13 protein-coding genes are annotated in these 16894 nt (G+C 61.5%); 5 read left to right on the forward strand and 8 right to left on the reverse strand.

Annotated elements, in window-relative coordinates:
- Nucleotides 1-11: 11 nt before the first annotated feature.
- Entirely contained in the window at nt 12-4004 is a 3993-nt protein-coding gene (locus tag CO667_RS23035; RefSeq protein WP_097620614.1) for a non-ribosomal peptide synthetase, read from the forward strand.
- Nucleotides 4001-5359: a SidA/IucD/PvdA family monooxygenase gene (locus tag CO667_RS23040; protein WP_097620615.1), complete on the forward strand. Its 1359-nt coding sequence runs from the start codon at nt 4001-4003 to the stop codon at nt 5357-5359. The genes CO667_RS23035 and CO667_RS23040 overlap by 4 nt, the downstream gene beginning before the upstream one ends.
- Here the strand turns inward: CO667_RS23040 and CO667_RS23045 are convergent.
- Nucleotides 5332-6051 (reverse strand): 4'-phosphopantetheinyl transferase superfamily protein, encoded by a 720-nt coding sequence (locus tag CO667_RS23045; RefSeq protein ID WP_097620616.1) that lies wholly within the window; start codon nt 6049-6051, stop codon nt 5332-5334. The genes CO667_RS23040 and CO667_RS23045 overlap by 28 nt on opposite strands.
- Before the next feature lie 296 nt (nt 6052-6347).
- Here CO667_RS23045 and CO667_RS23050 point away from each other — a divergent pair, with 296 nt between their 5' ends.
- Both CO667_RS23050 and CO667_RS23055 read left to right on the forward strand, forming a co-directional pair.
- Nucleotides 6348-8225, forward strand: coding sequence for a HAMP domain-containing methyl-accepting chemotaxis protein (locus tag CO667_RS23050; RefSeq protein ID WP_097620617.1), 1878 nt, complete (start codon nt 6348-6350; stop codon nt 8223-8225).
- A gap of 192 nt (nt 8226-8417) precedes the next feature.
- Nucleotides 8418-8807: a RidA family protein gene (locus CO667_RS23055; protein ID WP_097620618.1), complete on the forward strand. Its 390-nt coding sequence runs from the start codon at nt 8418-8420 to the stop codon at nt 8805-8807.
- Here CO667_RS23055 and CO667_RS23060 read toward each other — a convergent pair.
- The 6 genes from CO667_RS23060 to CO667_RS23085 all read right to left on the reverse strand — a co-directional run bounded on the left by CO667_RS23060 (nt 8804) and on the right by CO667_RS23085 (nt 14865).
- Complete coding sequence (locus tag CO667_RS23060) at nt 8804-9385, reverse strand: NAD(P)H-dependent oxidoreductase (RefSeq protein WP_097620619.1); 582 nt, start codon at nt 9383-9385, stop codon at nt 8804-8806. The genes CO667_RS23055 and CO667_RS23060 overlap by 4 nt on opposite strands.
- Nucleotides 9382-10791 (reverse strand): FAD-binding oxidoreductase, encoded by a 1410-nt coding sequence (locus CO667_RS23065; protein ID WP_097620620.1) that lies wholly within the window; start codon nt 10789-10791, stop codon nt 9382-9384. Before CO667_RS23065 ends, CO667_RS23060 begins: the two co-directional genes overlap by 4 nt.
- A gap of 1 nt (nt 10792) precedes the next feature.
- Nucleotides 10793-12106, reverse strand: a complete 1314-nt coding sequence (locus tag CO667_RS23070; protein WP_097620621.1) for a cytosine deaminase — start codon at nt 12104-12106, stop codon at nt 10793-10795.
- A complete protein-coding gene (locus CO667_RS23075) occupies nt 12106-12960 on the reverse strand; it encodes an ABC transporter permease (protein WP_097620622.1) in 855 nt (284 codons plus the stop codon). Before CO667_RS23075 ends, CO667_RS23070 begins: the two co-directional genes overlap by 1 nt.
- On the reverse strand, nt 12960-13784 hold the full coding sequence (locus CO667_RS23080) for an ABC transporter ATP-binding protein (RefSeq protein ID WP_097620688.1): 825 nt from the start codon (nt 13782-13784) through the stop codon (nt 12960-12962). Before CO667_RS23080 ends, CO667_RS23075 begins: the two co-directional genes overlap by 1 nt.
- A gap of 64 nt (nt 13785-13848) precedes the next feature.
- On the reverse strand, nt 13849-14865 hold the full coding sequence (locus tag CO667_RS23085) for an ABC transporter substrate-binding protein (protein ID WP_097620689.1): 1017 nt from the start codon (nt 14863-14865) through the stop codon (nt 13849-13851).
- A 183-nt stretch (nt 14866-15048) separates the two neighbouring features.
- Between CO667_RS23085 and CO667_RS23090 the strand changes: the two genes are divergently transcribed.
- Nucleotides 15049-16038: a LysR family transcriptional regulator gene (locus CO667_RS23090; protein ID WP_097620623.1), complete on the forward strand. Its 990-nt coding sequence runs from the start codon at nt 15049-15051 to the stop codon at nt 16036-16038.
- Here the strand turns inward: CO667_RS23090 and CO667_RS23095 are convergent.
- Nucleotides 16001-16867 (reverse strand): creatininase family protein, encoded by an 867-nt coding sequence (locus CO667_RS23095; protein WP_179874206.1) that lies wholly within the window; start codon nt 16865-16867, stop codon nt 16001-16003. The genes CO667_RS23090 and CO667_RS23095 overlap by 38 nt on opposite strands.
- Nucleotides 16868-16894 lie beyond the last annotated feature (27 nt).

Here is a 16894-nt window from a genome sequence, read left to right on the forward strand (position 1 = left end):
CGGATGGCAAGATGAACAAGCAGATCACCAATTTCGCCGACGCCCGCCCGACCGATGCGGCAGTGGACACAGTCTTCGAGAGCTTTCCGCTGACGATCGCGCAGAAGCGCATCTGGTCGCTGGAGCAGATCGGCAATTACACGGTCTTTCCCGACCAGATCATCGGGCTGCGATTGAGCGCCACGATCGACGCTGAGACGATTGCCGGCGCCTGCCGCGGGCTGGTGGCTGAAAATCCGTCGCTCACCACTCGTTTCCGCCGGCTGGCGGGCGGCCGCATCGAGCAATATCGCGGCGCGTCGAACGCCGTGCCGATCGAGCTCCTCGGAAAAGAGGGAGCCGCTCTTTCAGAGGCTGATGCCTTGGCCGCGCGGAAAGCCTTCCGCGACAGGCGCTTCGATCTCCTGGAACGGCCGGGGGCGCGCATCCAGATCATCCAGCTGGCCGATGGGCAGTCGCTGCTGACGATCGTGCTGCATCCGATCATCTCAGACGACCGCGAAAAATCCGTTCTTGCCGGTTTCCTGGCGCGAATTCTCGACGGCGAACCCGCCGGCAACATGCAGCCGGCGGAGATCTCGGCTGGAACGCGGGAGGAAGAATGGCTGGAGACGGATGAGGCGCGGGAAGCGCTTGCCTATTGGCGTGACACGATCGGTCTCGACTATGCGGCCTCGACTTTTCCCACCCGCTTCAACAGCGGCGGGCTTGCAGGCGTGGCGCGCGCCGAGCATCGGTTCGCCATCGCGCCCGACCTCTGGAGCAAGCTCGAACGGCATGCGGGGAGCAAGGGATTTCAGGTCGAGCGTGTACTGCACGCCGCCTTCTGCGCGCTGCTGGCGCGCTACGGCGGCAATTATGCTTTGCTGACCGGCCTGCTGGTCGCACGGCCGCGCACGGAGCATTTCGCCAGCCGCGGCCGCGCCGAACAGATCCTTCCGCTCGTCCTGCCGCTCGCCTCCCGACATTCTCTCGATGACGTCGTCGCGGCGATCTCCTCGGTGACGGGGGAGGGGCTTCGCCGGCTCGTGCCGCTGGAGCGCATCACGCAGGAACTGGTCGTCGACGAGGCGGCCGCACAGGAAGCCGTGGTCAAGGCGCTGTTCGAATTCCGCGAACCCTATCCGGTCGCGAGAGATGCTGGGAATCTGGAGCCACTAGGCCCACGCGCCGACAGCGAGCTTTCCCTGGTGATCGAGGCGCATCCCGATGGGAGCGCATCCGGGCTGATCGACTATGCCCAGGATCTTTACGACGGCGCCCTGATCGCCCGTGTCGCCAGGCATTTCGGCCTGGCGCTTGAGCAGATCGTCGCGCAGCCGGGCCTCCGGATCGAGGACATCGAACTTGTCGGCAGCGACGAACTCGACTGGTTGTCCGCCCCCTACGAGGATGACGTCGTCAATGACAACCGGCCGGTCCACGAGCTGATATCGGCCCATTCGCGCCGGACGCCTGAGAAGACGGCGATCGTCTATGGCGACGAGGAATGGAGCCATGGCTGGCTGGAGGCAAGCACCAACCGCCTCGGGCATCGGCTGCGGCAGCTCGGCGTTCGCGCCGAGGTGACGGTCGCGATCTTCATCAAGCGTTCGCCGGAGGCGATCGTCGGCATCCTCGCCACGCTGAAGGCGGGCGGCGCCTATATTCCCGTCGAGCCCGATCATCCGCCGGTGCGCAACCATCACATCCTGCGCGATGGCGGCGTCAAGATCGTTCTCACCCACAGCTGGCTGCGCCATCGCCTGCCGGAAGAGCTCGACGCCGTTATCCTCGAACTCGACAAGCTCGATCTCGACGGCGAGCCTGAAACGCCGCTCTATGTCCCCATCCACAAGGATCAGCTCGCCTATGTCATGTACACCTCGGGATCAACGGGATTGCCGAAGGGGGTCGCCGTCGAGCACGGCCCGCTGACGCATCATCTGCAGAATACCTCGCGCGTCTACGGCATGAGCTCGGAATCCCGCGAATTGCCGTTCCTGCCCTTCAGTTCGGACGGTGGCCATGAGCGGTGGATGAACGCGCTGATGGAAGGCGGCAGCATCATCCTTCCAGACCAGCCGCTGTGGACGCCGGAAGAGACGCTGACGGCGATGCGCAAGCACGGTGCCAACAATGCCAGCATTCCCACAACCTATCTGCAGCAGCTGGCGGAATGGGCCGACATGTCAGATGGGGCGCCGCCGATGCGGCTTTATTCCTTCGGCGGCGAAGGGCTGGCGCAACCGACCTTCGATCTTCTGTCGCGGGCGCTGAAATCGGAATGGCTGATCAACGGCTACGGTCCCACAGAAACCATCATGACGCCGATGGTCTGGAAGGTCAGGGCCGGCACGAAGTTCCAGGGGGTCTATGCTCCGCTCGGCCGCGCCGTCGGGGCAAGGCGCGTCTATGTGCTCGATCCCGATCTCAATCCGTGCCCGATCGGCGTGACCGGCGAGCTTTATATCGGCGGCGAGGGCATCGCCCGCGGTTATCTCGGCAAGCCGGATACAACCGCCGACCGCTTCATCCCCGACCCATTCTCGACGGAGGGCGGCCGGCTTTACCGCTCCGGCGACCTGACGCGTTGGCGCGAGGACGGAACCGTCGAATTCGTCGGCCGTGTCGATCATCAGGTGAAGCTGCGCGGTTACCGCATCGAACTCGGCGAGATCGAAGCGGCGCTCCTGCAGCAGCCCGGCGTCGGCGAAGCCCTGGTCGTGCTGCGCGATGACGATGGCGGCGAAAAGGCGCTCGTCGCCTATGTCGTTCCGAAGAAGGATGAGATGCTTGAGGTCGAGACGGTCCGCGCCGGCCTCGAACGCAGCCTGCCCTCCTATATGGTGCCGGCGGCGGTGGTCGAACTGGAAAAGATGCCGACCAATCCGAACAGCAAGCTCGACCGCTTCGCGCTGCCGGCGCCGCAACCGGTCAAGCGTGAAATCGTCGTGCCGGCGACCACACTCGAAGAAGAGGTGCTGGATGTCTGGCGCCAGGTTCTCAAGCTGGAGGCGATCAGCGTCGAGGATAATTTCTTCGCGATCGGCGGCAATTCGCTGGGCGCGATCCGCATCCTTTCCCTGCTGCGGCAGCGCCGGCCGAAGGTGCCGCTCACCGTCGCCGATATCTTCAACAACCCGACCATCCGCGCCTTTGCCGGCGTGATGGAGCAGGGGGCGGAACGGGATCTCTCCGAGGTGATCGTGCTGCGCGCTTCCGGCGCCAAGCCGCGGCTCTATTGCTTCCCCGGGCTTCTCGTCAGCACCCGCGAATATGTGAAGCTCGTCGATTATCTCGGTGCCGATCAGCCGGCGACCGGCTTCATTTGCCACTCGCTGTCCGAGAAGAAGCAAGTCGGCGCGCCGGTCGAAGAGATCGTCGAGAGCTATGCCGACTATATCAGGACGCACAGCAGGGGCGCGCCCTGCACTTTCCTCGGCTGGTCCTGGGGCGGACTTCTGGCCTATGAGGCTGCCCGCACGCTGGGCAACGAGGTCGATGTCAGGATGATGGCGATGGTCGATGTGTGCGACCTCGGATCGGAATTTGCGATCGGCGCCAAGCCGCGCTTCCGGCCGGGCGAACGCGACATGCTTCACCGGGACGTGCAGGCTTGGCTGCAAAAGACGGCGATGCGCCCGGAATGGGACCGGCTGCTGTCGACGATGGACGCCGATACCTACGATCAGTTCCTGCGCTTCGTCGCCGACGAAAAGGACCCGCTTCCCACAGATGGGCCCGATATCAGCAGCCGCGAGCATACGTTCTGGGTGCTGATCGACAATGCGCTGATCTTCCGCAAGCACCGGCTCGTTCCCCACGATGTGCCGATCTATCCCTGGGCGGCCGACGACAGCCTCAACCGTGGCCTCAACCTGATCGATTGGCGCCGCCTGTCGCCGCGGGCGTATGCGGCCGAAGTCATCACCGGCACCAACCACCTGCACATGATCGGGTCTCCCGCCTTCCACTCAAGGCTTGCCCTGCGTCTCAAGGAAACAGAGAAGGATTTCGCATGACCGTCGCTTTTACCCGCAGGGATGCCCTCCACGAGTCGCTCGATCTTGCCGGTATCGGCATCGGCCCCTCCAATCTGAGCCTTGCCTGCCTGCTGGAATCGGTGCCTGAGGTTCGCAGCCGCTTCTTCGAGCGGCGCGGCGCCTTCGACTGGCATCCCGGCATGATGATGCCCGGCGTCGAGCTGCAATCGTCCTTCCTGAAAGACCTCGTCACCCCGGTCCTGCCGACCAGCCGCTGGTCGTTCGTCTCCTATCTGGTCGCCCATAAGAGGCTCTACGCTTTCCTGAACGCCAATTACGACGCCGTTCCCCGGCAGGAATTTGCACGCTATCTCGCCTGGGTCGCCAAGGGCGTGGAGGATTTGCGTTTTGGAACGGATATTCGCGACGTCGAACACCGCGACGACCGCTTCGTCCTGCGCTTCGACAATGGCCAGGAAGAAGCGCGGAACCTGGCGATCGGCACGGGATCTTCGCCCTTCGTGCCCGACTGGGCAAAACCGTTTCTGGGCGCCGATTGCTTTCACAACAGCGAGGCCAAGTCGCGTCTCGCCGATCTCGGTGCTGCCCGCATCGTCGTGGTCGGCGGCGGCCAGAGCGGCGGCGAAGTGGTCGAAGCGCTGCTTGGGAATCCCAGTTCAATGACGGAACTGACCTGGATCAGCCGGCGTCACAATTTCGAGCCGATCAACGATACGCCGTTTTCGAACCAGGTCTTTTCACCGGAATACGTGCAGGCCTATCTGAAGCTCGGCGGCGAGCAAAAGCAGGCCGCTTTGAAGAACTCGATCCTGACCAGCGACGGCCTGTCGATTTCGACGATCCATTCGATCTACCGTCGCCTCTATGCCTTGCGTTATCTCGAGCCGAGCATGCTCAATGCATCTCTGGCGCCCAATCGCGACGTGATCCAGATGGAGCGGAACGGCAATGCCTATCGGCTCATCGTCAGGAATCAATTCGATGGCGGCATCGAGGTGCTCCACGCCGATGCGGTGGTTCTGGCAACCGGCTACCGATTCCGCTTGCCGGATGCTTTGGGCTCGCTGGGTGAACGGATAACGCTCGACAGAAACGGCTATCCCATCCTCAACGACGATTACACGATGCAATGGACAGGCCCGAGGGCAAACCGGCTGCTTGCGCAGAATGCCGGCCGATATTCGCATGGCATCGCCGACTCTCAGCTCAGCCTGATGGCCTGGCGGAGCGCAATGATCGTCAATACGCTGCTTGGCCGGCAGCATTTCGACGCGGAACCGGACAATGCGCAATTGGCCTGGGCGAGCGAGACCGCTTCGGCAATGCCGCATCAGCTCCGCGCCGGCTATTCGGACGGCATGCTGTCGTCCTGAAACATACGCGTGGAAATGCCGGGCAACCCGGATTGGCAACAGGCAGCCAGCGCAACGACATGCTGGCTGCCGCTTTGGATCAGACGATGATGCCATCGCCGATCACGATCGCTGCCGTCGATCATCACAGGGATGCCGTCCTTCCAGGAAAAAACGACATTGCGAGGATCCTCGCGCAGCCCGACGCCGAGGGCCTTCAAATGGCTCTCCTTGAGCGTCCAGAGCGCGACAGCCGCCCGCGCGCGTTCGCGGGCAGGCAATTCTGCGAGCCGGCGCCGTTCGTCTGCGCTGCAATAGCTAGCCACCGCCGCCTCTTCGATCTCGGCGTCGGCGCGTTCGCAGTCTATTCCGAGGTGATCACATCCTGACGCGACAGCGACCGCCACCAGCCCGTCGGCATTGGCGAGGCTGAATTGTGGGATATCACGCCCCTCCATCTTCAGCTTGCCGTGCTTGTCCGGAGACAACAGAACCTTGCTCGGCGATACCCCGCTATGCACGCTCAATAGCCGCCGCAAGAGATAGCGGCCGGCAACGAACGAAGCCCGATCTCGCTCAAACCGGTAGGTCGCTGCGCGCTCCCGTTCATCCGCTGAAAGTGACTGCATCCAGCGGTTCCAGTCGCGTTCGTTCTTGGAGTAATGCCAGAGGGCGATTTCAATGCCGGCAGGTTGGTTTTCTGATTGCTGCATGGATCCAGTATGTGTCCCCTGGACCGATTGGCAAGCATGCAGGTGCTTGCCAACGGCAGGGCAACTGCGTCGGGCGAGACATTTTCGCTCGCCATGGCTGCTTTTTTCTGACGTTTCCAGGAACCCTGAGTCGTGCTGTTTTCCAACTAATCGCGGAAGTGTCGTTCAGCGCAAAAGTTTTCTAAAAACGACACCGAGGTCATTATTTAGTTAACACTAAATTATTGAATCTGGTGCGAGATTTTGCCTCAAACCGGCACGCCGGTCGTCCCAGGTAAACCTTCGAGGAGACCCGCATGAAGCGCCCGAGTATCAAGCAAGCCCTGATCTTAACGCTGTCGATCATCAGCCTGTTCATGGTTGGCCTGTCCTATGTCTCGCTGACCACGACCTCGACGCTTAGGGCCAATGCCGAGCAGATCGGAACCTTCTGGATGCAGCGGCTGGTGACGGCTCGCGAGATCAAGGGCAACTTCCTCGATCTGAAACTGGTCTATGCCCAGTATCTCCTCGAAGACACGGCGGAGGAGCAGAAAACAGGAAAGCAAGGGATCGACGCTGCCGCCGTTGCGCTCGAAAAGGTTGTCACCGAATACGAAAACGGCGTCCGCACGGCGCGTGGGCGCGAACTGATCAACCAGATCAAGCCGGAACTCAGCAAATATCGCGAACTGGCAGATCAAATGATCGCGCTCGAAAACAGCGGGAAGACGCCTGACGCAGTCCGTTTCTTCAAGGAAAAGATGGAACCGCAAGGCGAACTGGTGAACAAGGCGGTGGCGGATCTGGTTGCTTTCAGTCTTAGCCAGGCCGAAGGCTTTGTGGCCGCAAGCGGTGCTTCTGCGGATTCAGCTTTCATGTTGACGGCAGTCATCGCAGCGGTAGCCGTGCTCGTTGCTGTGGCCGGCATCGTGTTTGCGATATCGGGAATCGCCAATCCGATCCGAAGGACCGCATCCGCCATGAAGCGTTTGTCAGATGGCGACCTCGACAGTGATATTCCCTATGCCGGCCGCACCGACGAAGTTGGCGAAATGGCCGGCGCAGTCGAAATCTTCCGGCAGAACGCGCTCAACGTCGTCAGGCTCGAGAAGGAAGCCGCCGAATCCCGCAGTGAGAGCGAGGCGGTGCGCGCTTCGGCCCAGCAGCGCGCCGAACGCGAGGCGGAACAATTGCGCTTCGCAACCACGACATTGGGCGGAGGCCTCCGGCGGCTTGCAGCAGGCGACATATCCTTCCAGCTTTCGGAGCAGTTTGCAGCCGAATACGAAACCTTGCGCGAAGACTTCAACGCTTCGCTCCGGCAGTTGGGCGCGACGATCGGCGCGGTGCTCCAGACGGTGCAGAGCATAGATAATGGTACCGGTGAAATTGCATCTGCTGCGCAGGATCTTTCCAAGCGTACCGAACAACAAGCGGCCTCTCTCGAGGAGACGGCTGCAGCTTTGGACGAGATCACGTCGAATGTGGCGATGGCGACCAAACGCACCGACGAGGCACGCAATGTGGCCCTGGAGGCCGATATTAGCGCTCAACGGTCGGCAACTGTCGTATCGGAGGCGGAACAGGCCATGCGGCGCATCGAGGAGAGTTCACAACAGATTTCGAACATCATTGGTGCAATCGATGAAATCGCCTTTCAGACGAACCTCTTGGCGCTGAACGCCGGCGTGGAGGCTGCCCGTGCGGGTGAGGCGGGCAAGGGTTTTGCAGTGGTCGCACAAGAGGTCCGTGAGCTTGCCCAGCGTGCCGCGCAAGCAGCCAAGGAAATCAAGGGCTTTATTCAAAAGTCATCAACTGAAGTGCAAAATGGCGTGAAACTGGTTCTCGAAACCGGAACGTCGCTCAAGTCGATCGGTGAGTACGTCGTACAGATCAACCAACTCATGGATGCGATTGCCACTTCGGCGCGCGAGCAGTCAACTGGACTTGCTGAGATCAACACCGCGGTCAATCAAATGGACCAGGCGACCCAGCAAAATGCGGCAATGGTCGAGCAGTCGACGGCTGCCGCCGCATCTCTGTCCTCCGAGGCAGGCCGCCTGCGGGATCTGGTCAATCAGTTTCAATTGGACGGTGACAAGGGCGCGCCGGACGTGCAGCTCAGCGGGAGGCCCTTCGAAGGCAGCATGTCAATCCGGTTGGTCACGCCGCGGCGCGTGATGCAAAGATGAAGCGCAACTGAGGTCAGATCAGATACCGAGAGATATTGAATTGGCGCCTAGACGATCTCGGTTCGTTCTCCCGGGACGCTCGTCCTGCATCATATGTCGCAAGGCATCATGGGTGAGCCGATATTCTCATATCCCGCCGTATCCTGTAGGGTCGCGGTATCTGCGGACCTATGGGAAATTTCAGAGCGATCGATGAAGAAGATCTTCAATCCGGCCTCGGTGCGCCGGCCTTTCGGAAATTATAATCACGGCTTGCTCGTGCCGCCCGGCGCATCGTTGCTGGTCACGTCGGGTCAGCTTGGTATCGGTCTCGACGATACGGTTCCAGATGACGTCACTGCGCAGACGGAACTCTGCTTCGAGGCGATCAAGGCGATCCTCGAAGAGGCGGAGATGAGTTTTGCCGATGTGATCCGCATTGCGGGGTTCGTCACCGGCCGTGAGGATTTTCCGGCCTATATGGCCGTGCGGGATCGCTATACCCTTGATCCGAAGCCTGTTTCCACCCTAATCATCGTCGGCGGTTTTACCCGCCCGGAATTCCTCGTCGAGGTCGAAGTGACGGCCGCCAAAATCTTTTAAAAACGCTCCATCGCGTCGCCGACGCGGGCGAGGAATTTTGCCCGCGTCTCCGGCGTGCAATTGTTCATGTCGTAATGGGCGAGGAAGGTCACCGGCCTCAGCGGGTTGATCTGCGCCCTCAGCACCCGCTTGACGATCTTCTTCGGCGGGTTGCCGGCGGCAAACGCCCGAAAGGGGGTTGCGCCATAAGTCAGGACGGCGGCAAGCTTGCGGATGTGGCGCAGCCGCGATTCCACCTTACCGTCGACCAGTTCGAAGGAAACGCCCGGCAGCCATACGCGGTCGAAATATCCCTTGAGGATCGCTGGAAAGCCGAAATTCCAGATCGGGGTGCAGATGACAAGCCCTTCGGCCGCCTTCAGCCTGTCGACATGGGATTCCACCAGCTTCAGATTTTCCGGATAGTCGTGATAGACGAGCCGGTCGCGGCGTGAGAGCACCGGGTCGAACTGCTCTTCATAAAGGTCGCAGGCATCCACCGTGTGCCCGGCCTTCCCAAGGCTCTCGACGGTCTGCCGGTAAAGCGCCTTGCCGTAACTTTCCTCGACCGGGTGGGAGTGGAGGACGAGAACCCTCATGAGGCCTCCATCAGGGCCGCCAGGCCGGGGAAGAGATAGTTCTTGCCGGCATTGAAGTCGAAATCGGGATTTTCCCACGCAATCATCTTGCCGGGATTGAGCAGGCCCTTCGGGTCGGTCTCCTGTTTGAAGGCGAGTTGCACCGTGTCGGTGCGCTTCATGCCGCCTTCCTCAAGCGTATAGCGGTGCGGGTTGAAGATCGGGCATCCATTGTCCTGGTGGATCTTGATGATCTCCTCCAGCCGCTCCTCGGTGGTATAGCGCACCAGCGGCAGGCCGGAGCACTGGATCTGGCCGTCGAACTTGATGAATTCGAGATGACCGGGCACTTCGTCCCCGAAGATTTCCACCATCTTCCGGACCTTGGCGACATGATCCGGTCCCGGATATTGCACCTGCAGATAGGTGAAGCTCGGATCGACCTTGAGGGCGCGCAATGTCGTGTGGTTCCACGCCAGTTCATAGGCATGCGGGATACCGCGCATGCTTTCCACCTTGTCGGAGCGGAACATGATCTCGCCCTTCTGCGCCGCCGTGAAGGCAAGAAAGGCATCCAGGGAGTGCGGCGCGATCATCAGCACGACAATCGACTGACCCTGACGGATATAGGGCTTGTGGCGGGTGAAATAGTCGTGAGGGATGGGAGCGGCGATCGGGGCGATCTCCTTGACGAGGATGCCGTTGCATTTCGCCAGTACGTCGGAAAAGCGCACCGCTTCCATGAAGTCGTCATAGCCGACCAGCACGTCGACCCAGTCATAGGCGGGGGCAAGCGGCATCTCGATCTCGGTGATGATGCCATTTGTGCCGTAGGCGTGGCTGACCTTCTGCAGATCCCAGCCGGTGAGATCGAGGACACGCGGCTCGGCTTCCATGGTGACGACGCGCAGCCGCAATATATTGCCGATATCGCGCAAGCCGCCCCAGGTGATCGAGCCGACGCCGCCCGAACCGCCGGCGATGAAGCCGCCGACCGTCGCCGTCTGGGCGGTGGAGGGGTGGAAGCGCAGCTCCTGGCCGGAATGGGCCTTGGTCTGCTTGTCGAGCTGGGCAAGGACGATGCCGGGCTCGCAGATGACGCGGCCGGGGTGGATTTCCTTGATCTTGTCCATGGCGGCAAGGTTCAGCACGATGCCGCCGGAAAGCGGCATGGCCTGGCCGTAATTGCCGGTGCCGGCGCCGCGCGGCGTGACCGGCACGCCATGGGCATAGGCGACCTTCAGCGTCCGGATGACCTCTTCCTCGGTCTTCGGCGTGACGACGAGATCGGCCGTCACATTGTCGAGCTGCGCCTTCAGGATCGGCGAGTACCAATAGAAGTCCCGGCTTTTCTGGCGCACCAGCGCCGGATTATCCTCGACGGCGATGCCTTCGAGTTCCTTTTTGATCTTCTGATAATCGGCCATGTCAGCCTCCAACGACGTTATCGAGTTCACGGTAGTCCGGTAGGCTGCGGTCGATCACCTTGCCGCGGCGAAGCACGACGCGGTCAGACTGCGGACGCGACAGGAATTCACTCCAGCGCCGGGCGCTGAAGAGCACGAGATCGGCCGGATCGCCGGCGGCGATCCGGCCCTTGTCCGGCCGCCCGACGATGGCGGCGGGCGAGGTGGTGACGACACGGGCGGCGGTATCGAGCGGGTGGTCGAGATGCAGGATCCGGACGGCCTCGCGGAAGACCTCGACCGGATCGAGATCGCCATAGGCATAGAAGGGGTCGCGGGTATTGTCGGAGGCGACCGCGGTCGCGACCCCGGCGGCGGCCAGCTCGTGGAACAGAGTGACGCCGCGCCAGCGCGGGGTGCGGCCGGGATAGCGGTCCTGCAGATACATGTTGCACATCGGCAGCGAGACGACGGCAATGCCTGCCTTGGCGACCAACTCGACGGTGCGCGCGGCGGTATCGTCGTCCTGACGGGCGAGCGAGCAGCAATGGCCGGCGGTGACCTTGCCCTTAAACCCATTGCGCAGCACCGCCTCGGCAATTGCCTTGAGCGTCTCGGCGCCGGGGTCATCCGTCTCGTCGACATGCAGATCGACATCCAGGCCATGCTCTGCAGCCGTTCTGAAGAGTGTGTCGAGCTGCCAGACAAGCTCCGGCCCCATCCGCGTGACGCCGCCAAGCAGGCCGCCGGTTTGCCGGATCGTTGTGACGAGATCGGCAAAGAAGGGGCTGTCCGCCATGGCGTCCAGCGGGAAGAGGGCGACCGCCTGCAGCGCGATCCTGTCCTTCCAGGCATCGCGGATTTCGGCAAAGACCTCGAAGGAGATGCGATGCTGGGGCGCCAGCGAATCCAAATGCGTGCGGATCAGGCTGGTGCCGTGGGCATAGGCGGAGCGCAGCGAGAAATCCATGCGCCGATTCACGTCCGCGGCCGACCAGTTGGCTTCCCGGTCGGCCCTGACGGCGTCGAGCGCGCCCATGAAACTGCCGTCGGGGTTGGCCTGGCGCGGCCAGATATGGCCCTTGTCGAGATGGGTATGGATATCGGCAAAACATGGCCAGACCATGCCGTCCTTGAGATCGATCCTGGCATAATCGGCGGGTGCGGCGCCGGCCGGCCGGATGGCGGCAATCGTGCCGTCGCTGATGACGATATCGACTGTGGCCAGTCCTTCCGTCACCGGCACGCCGATAGGCTCGACGGTGACGGCGGGCACTGTCGCATTGCACAGCACGAAGCGGGCCGCATTCGGCGGGGATATGAAGGAATAGGTCATCAGTTTTCCCGTTTGATGCTGCTTTCATGCCAGCGATGAAGGCAGAGCCAGGCGATCAGGGTGGTGAGGCCGAAGATTGCCACGCCGAGCATGGAGAGCATCAAGAGAGCCGCGAAGAGCCGCGGGATGTTCATCCGGTATTGCGCTTCCAGCAGGCGGAAGGCGAGGCCGGAGCCGGCGCCGGCCGAGCCCGCGGCAAATTCGGCGACGACGGCGGCGATCAGCGCAAGACCGCCGCCGATGCGAAGGCCGGTCATGAAATAGGGTTGGGCGGCCGGGATCTTCAGATAGATGAGCGTCTGCCAGCGCGAGGCGCCGTAGAGTTCGAACAGGTTGATGAGGTTATGGTCGACGCTCTTCAGACCCTGCACCATGTTCGACAGGATCGGGAAGAATGCGACGAGGAAGGCGCAGATCAGCAGCGCCACCTGCGTCGAGGGGGCATAGATCAGGATCAGCGGCGAGATCGCCACGATCGGCGTCACCTGCAGGATGACGGCGAGCGGATAGAAGGCGATCTCGATCCAGCGCGATTGCACCAGGAAGATCGCAAAACCCACGCCGCCGATCAGCGCCAACGCCAGCGAGATGAAGGTGATCTGGGTCGTGACCCAGAGGGCAGGCGCCAGCGTGCCCCAATCATTGACGAAGGCTGCGGCCACGGCGCCGGGTCCGGGCAGGATGTAAGGCGGTACACCCGATAGAGCCACGTAAAGCTCCCAGATGACGATAAGCACGGTGATGACCAGGAAAGGCACGGCGATGCGCAGTGCCAGGTCGCGCCGCCGGGCGTTGGCAGGTTTGGGGACAGGCAGGGACGCGGCCTCGGCGGTTTTAATGCTTTCGACGCTCATCAGTGCTCCTCCGATCCGCCCATGGCCTCGATCAGCGACCGCGATGCCGTCTCGCAGGCCTGCCGATATTGTTCCGAGGTTCGATAATGCGAATCCCGATCGAGGCTGGTCGCCAGCGGAAAATCGGCATGCACGCGGCCGGGCCTTGCCTTCATCACCACGATCCGGTTCGAGAGATAAGCGGATTCGAAGACGGAATGGGTGACGAAGATCACCGTGATACCGGTCGCCTGCCACAGCCGCAGCACGTCGTCATTGAGCTTCTGGCGGGTGATCTCGTCGAGCGCGGCGAAAGGCTCGTCCATCAGGAGCAGCTTCGGCTTCGTCACCAGCGCGCGGGCTATCGATACGCGCATCTTCATGCCCCCGGAGAGTTCGCGCGGATAGGCATCGGCGAAATCCTGAAGACCGACGGTCGACAGCGCTTCGACGATCCGGTCGCGGGCTTCCGCCTTCGAAATCCCGCGCAGTTTCAGGGGCAGGTAGACGTTGCCGGAGACAGTCTTCCACGGCATCAGCGTCGGCTCCTGGAAGACGAAGCCGATATCGCCTTCAGGCAGCCCCTTCGCATTGATGCGTGAACTCGGCCAGTCGATCTTGCCAGCAGTGATGTCGCCGAGGCCGGCGATGATGCGCAACGCCGTGGACTTGCCGCAGCCGGAGGGGCCGAGCAGGCTGATGAATTCGCCGCTTTCGACCGTCAGCGACATGCCCGAGAGTGCTGTCGTGCCGCTGGAAAAGACCTTCGAAACCGCCTGCATGACGACCAGCGGTCGCTTTCGCGTTTCCTTCGAAGGCGCCGCCTTGGTTTCGGCTGGGGACATTTTCTCGCTCATTTATCGAAAGGGATGCGGTCCGCCGCCGGGCGGCGGACCGAGCCTGGGAGGCTTATTTCTTCAGCGCCATTCCGGCGCCCTTGCATACGAACTTCGTCGTGAAGGCCTTGGTATAGTCGGTATCGGTCTTGAACACCTTGATGGCGGTCATCTCGTCGAAGAACTTCTTGTAATGGGCGTCGGTGATGCAGCCGATGCCCTTGTCGAGGCTGTCACCGGATTCGATGATGCCGTATTCCTTCATCTTGGCGATCGAATAGGCGATCTGGCCATCCGTTATTTCTGGATTGTCCTTCTTGATCAGCGCGTTCGCCTTGGTGTTGTCGCCGTAGAGGTAGTTGTACCAGCCCTCGACCGAGGCATCGACGAAGCGCTGCACAACATCGGGCTTGCCGTCGATCATCGCCTGCGTCGTCGTGATCATCGTCGAATAGGGCGAGTAACCGTTGTCGGCGAGCAGGAAGACTTTTGGCTCGAAGCCCGCCTGCTTCTGGATCTCGTAAGGTTCTGATGTCAGGTAGCCCTGCTGAGCGGAGTCCTTGTCTGCGAGGAAGGGGGCGGGGCTGAAGTTATAAGGCTTGTATTGTTCGTCCTTGAAGCCTTTGAAGTTGGCCTTCATCCATTCGAAATAGGTGAGGTAGCCGTCCTTGCTGAGGAACAGCGTCTTCAGCTTGGCGAGGTCCTCGAATGTGTCGACGCCGTTATCCGGATGGGCAATCAGCACCTGCGGATCCTTTTGGAAGATCGCCGCGACATCGACCAGCGGAATGCCCTGCTCGACGGCGGATATTTCTCCCTGAGGACCGCCCATGTAAAAATCGAGCTTGCCGGAGATCAGCAGCGCGCTGTTTGCAGCATTCGGGCCGCCTTGGACGATGGTGACGTCGAGGCCGTATTTTGCATAGGTGCCGTCGGCGACGGCTTGGTAGAAGCCGCCATGTTCCGCTTGGGCAAGCCAGTTCGTCCCGTAGCTTACCTTGTCGAGGGCAAGCGCCGGCGAGGCGGCGGCAAGCATCACGGCGAGGCCGAGGCAGTTCAGGAATTGCGTCTTCGTCAGTGCTTTCAACATGGCAGGCAGTTCCCCTTTTTGGCCGAGGGAAGCCTTGGCCGGCTCCCTTTTGAGGGAATTTGAGCCATTGCCATGCGCTTTGAAAAGCATCAAAATTCGTGCGCATTGATGCCTTTTCGGCATCTGTTGGAAAGCTGAAGATAATTTGTGCGCCCTGCGCAAAATTTATGCACCGGAGAGATCGTGTTGCACTCCAGACGCCTTCTTTACATCAACGAGATCGCCCGTTGCGGTTCGATCCGCAAGGCGGCAGCGCGCCTCAATGTGGCGTCATCGGCGGTCAACAGGCAGATTCTGGCGCTGGAGGAGGAGATCGGCGCACCGCTTTTCGAGCGACTGCCGCGTGGCCTGCGGCTGACGGCTGCCGGCGAACTCTGCATCGAACATATCCGGGAGGTGCTGAAGAATTACGAGCGTCTGGAGGGGCGTATCCGCAGCCTCAAGATGCAGCAGGCGGGCAAGGTGCGCATGGTGACGACCGTTGGCCTTGCCGCCGGGCCGCTGCCCGAAATCATCGCGCGTTTTCTGTCAGAGCATCCGCGCGTCTTCGTCCAGCTGCGCAACGATGCCGGCGGCACGACGGCCAGCACCGTTGTATCAGGCGAGGTGGATATCGGTCTCGGCTTCAACATCCCCGCCATGCCCGGCATCCGCACCCTCGGAAATTTCGATATCCCGATCGGTGTCGTGCTGCCGCCGGGCCATCAGCTGATCGGTCCCGGACCGATCAACCTCGCCGATGTCACTCAGGAAAAACTGGTTCTGGCACAGCCGGGCACCAGCCTGCGCGAGGTGATCAACCTTGCTTTTGCGCGCCTGCCCATCCCCGTCGAGCCGGTGCTGGAGACCAATGCATCGGAGATGCTGAAGCAACTCGTCAAATGCGGCACGGGCCTGACGCTGCTCAATCCGCTCGACGTCATCACCGAATGCCGGCGCGGCGAACTGGTCTTCCGGCCGATCGCCGAACCGCATGCGCGTTACCAGCAGATGAAGCTGTTTGCCCGCGCCAGGGCGCCGCTCGATGCGGCCACCAGCCTTTTCGTCGAATATCTGCTCGCCGAACTGCTCGGCCTGGTGCAGGAATTGCAGGCCAAGGGTCATATCCCGCCGGATACGAGATCCGCGGCCGAAGCTATTTCACATAGAGATTCGAAAGCGGATAGGCCTTGAGGTCTTCGAGCAATTCGACAAACCCCTTGACTTGATGGCGGCAGATCGCATCGCCCTTTTCGGCGGTGGCGATCGAGGCATCGCCGACCACGCCGAGGGGATTGAGGTCATGCGCAATCCAGGCCAGCGAATGCGGCGGCAGGGGCTGAAGATATTTGGATTGCTGCCGCATCCATTCGGCCTTCGAGGCGAAATTCTCTGCCTTGTCCATCCGTACCAGCTCAGGGCGGAAGTGCAGCATCAACGACGTCTCGACATCGCCGCCGTGGATGCCGTATTTGCTCTCGTGGTCGCTGACCATGCCTTCCGGATGGCCAAAACGGCCCCATTGCGTCGAGACCACCGCCATTTGATGGCGTACGCGCAGTTCGCGCGCGACGATGCTCATGATGTCGACATTGCCGCCATGGGAATTGACGATCACCATCTTCCGCAATCCAGCTTCGGCAACCTTTGCACCGATCGCCGTCCAGATAGGGATGAGCAGCTCGGCGCTGAGCGACAGTGTGCCGGGACCGTAGACATGTTCGTTGGCCTTGCCGATCTCCTGTGTCGGCAGCACCAATATGTCCAAATCCTCCGGCCGCTGCCTCTTCAGTTCCGCCAGCATGCCGGTCGCGATAGCGACATCGGTTGCGACCGGCAGATGCGGGCCGTGCTGTTCGGTCGAGGCGATGGGCAGAACGGCAATCGTGGTCTCGGGGGAGAGGCCGGCAAAATCATATGTGTTGAGCTCGTTCCAGTAAAACGGCGTCGCCATGCGGTCGTCCCCTTTTGTCACCTGTCTTGACAGGGAGTAGGGAATAACGATGAGCGCGAAAAGCATCATTTTGTGTGCATGGCGCTGCTTTTTTTC

The organism is Rhizobium sp. L43 (genome assembly GCF_002531725.1).
Lineage (GTDB): Bacteria > Pseudomonadota > Alphaproteobacteria > Rhizobiales > Rhizobiaceae > Rhizobium.

Bases quoted from the DNA above. Each gene is read 5' to 3' on its own strand.
- CO667_RS23075 (WP_097620622.1), bottom strand. From the start codon at position 12,960: ATGAGCGTCGAAAGCATTAAAACCGCCGAGGCCGCGTCCCTGCCTGTC.
- CO667_RS23085 (WP_097620689.1), bottom strand. From the start codon at position 14,865: ATGTTGAAAGCACTGACGAAGACGCAATTCCTGAACTGCCTCGGCCTC.
- CO667_RS23080 (WP_097620688.1), bottom strand. From the start codon at position 13,784: ATGTCCCCAGCCGAAACCAAGGCGGCGCCTTCGAAGGAAACGCGAAAG.
- CO667_RS23035 (WP_097620614.1), top strand. From the start codon at position 12: ATGAACAAGCAGATCACCAATTTCGCCGACGCCCGCCCGACCGATGCG.
- CO667_RS23070 (WP_097620621.1), bottom strand. From the start codon at position 12,106: ATGACCTATTCCTTCATATCCCCGCCGAATGCGGCCCGCTTCGTGCTG.
- CO667_RS23065 (WP_097620620.1), bottom strand. From the start codon at position 10,791: ATGGCCGATTATCAGAAGATCAAAAAGGAACTCGAAGGCATCGCCGTC.
- CO667_RS23095 (WP_179874206.1), bottom strand. From the start codon at position 16,867: ATGATGCTTTTCGCGCTCATCGTTATTCCCTACTCCCTGTCAAGACAG.
- CO667_RS23060 (WP_097620619.1), bottom strand. From the start codon at position 9,385: ATGAGGGTTCTCGTCCTCCACTCCCACCCGGTCGAGGAAAGTTACGGC.
- CO667_RS23050 (WP_097620617.1), top strand. From the start codon at position 6,348: ATGAAGCGCCCGAGTATCAAGCAAGCCCTGATCTTAACGCTGTCGATC.
- CO667_RS23040 (WP_097620615.1), top strand. From the start codon at position 4,001: ATGACCGTCGCTTTTACCCGCAGGGATGCCCTCCACGAGTCGCTCGAT.
- CO667_RS23055 (WP_097620618.1), top strand. From the start codon at position 8,418: ATGAAGAAGATCTTCAATCCGGCCTCGGTGCGCCGGCCTTTCGGAAAT.
- CO667_RS23045 (WP_097620616.1), bottom strand. From the start codon at position 6,051: ATGCAGCAATCAGAAAACCAACCTGCCGGCATTGAAATCGCCCTCTGG.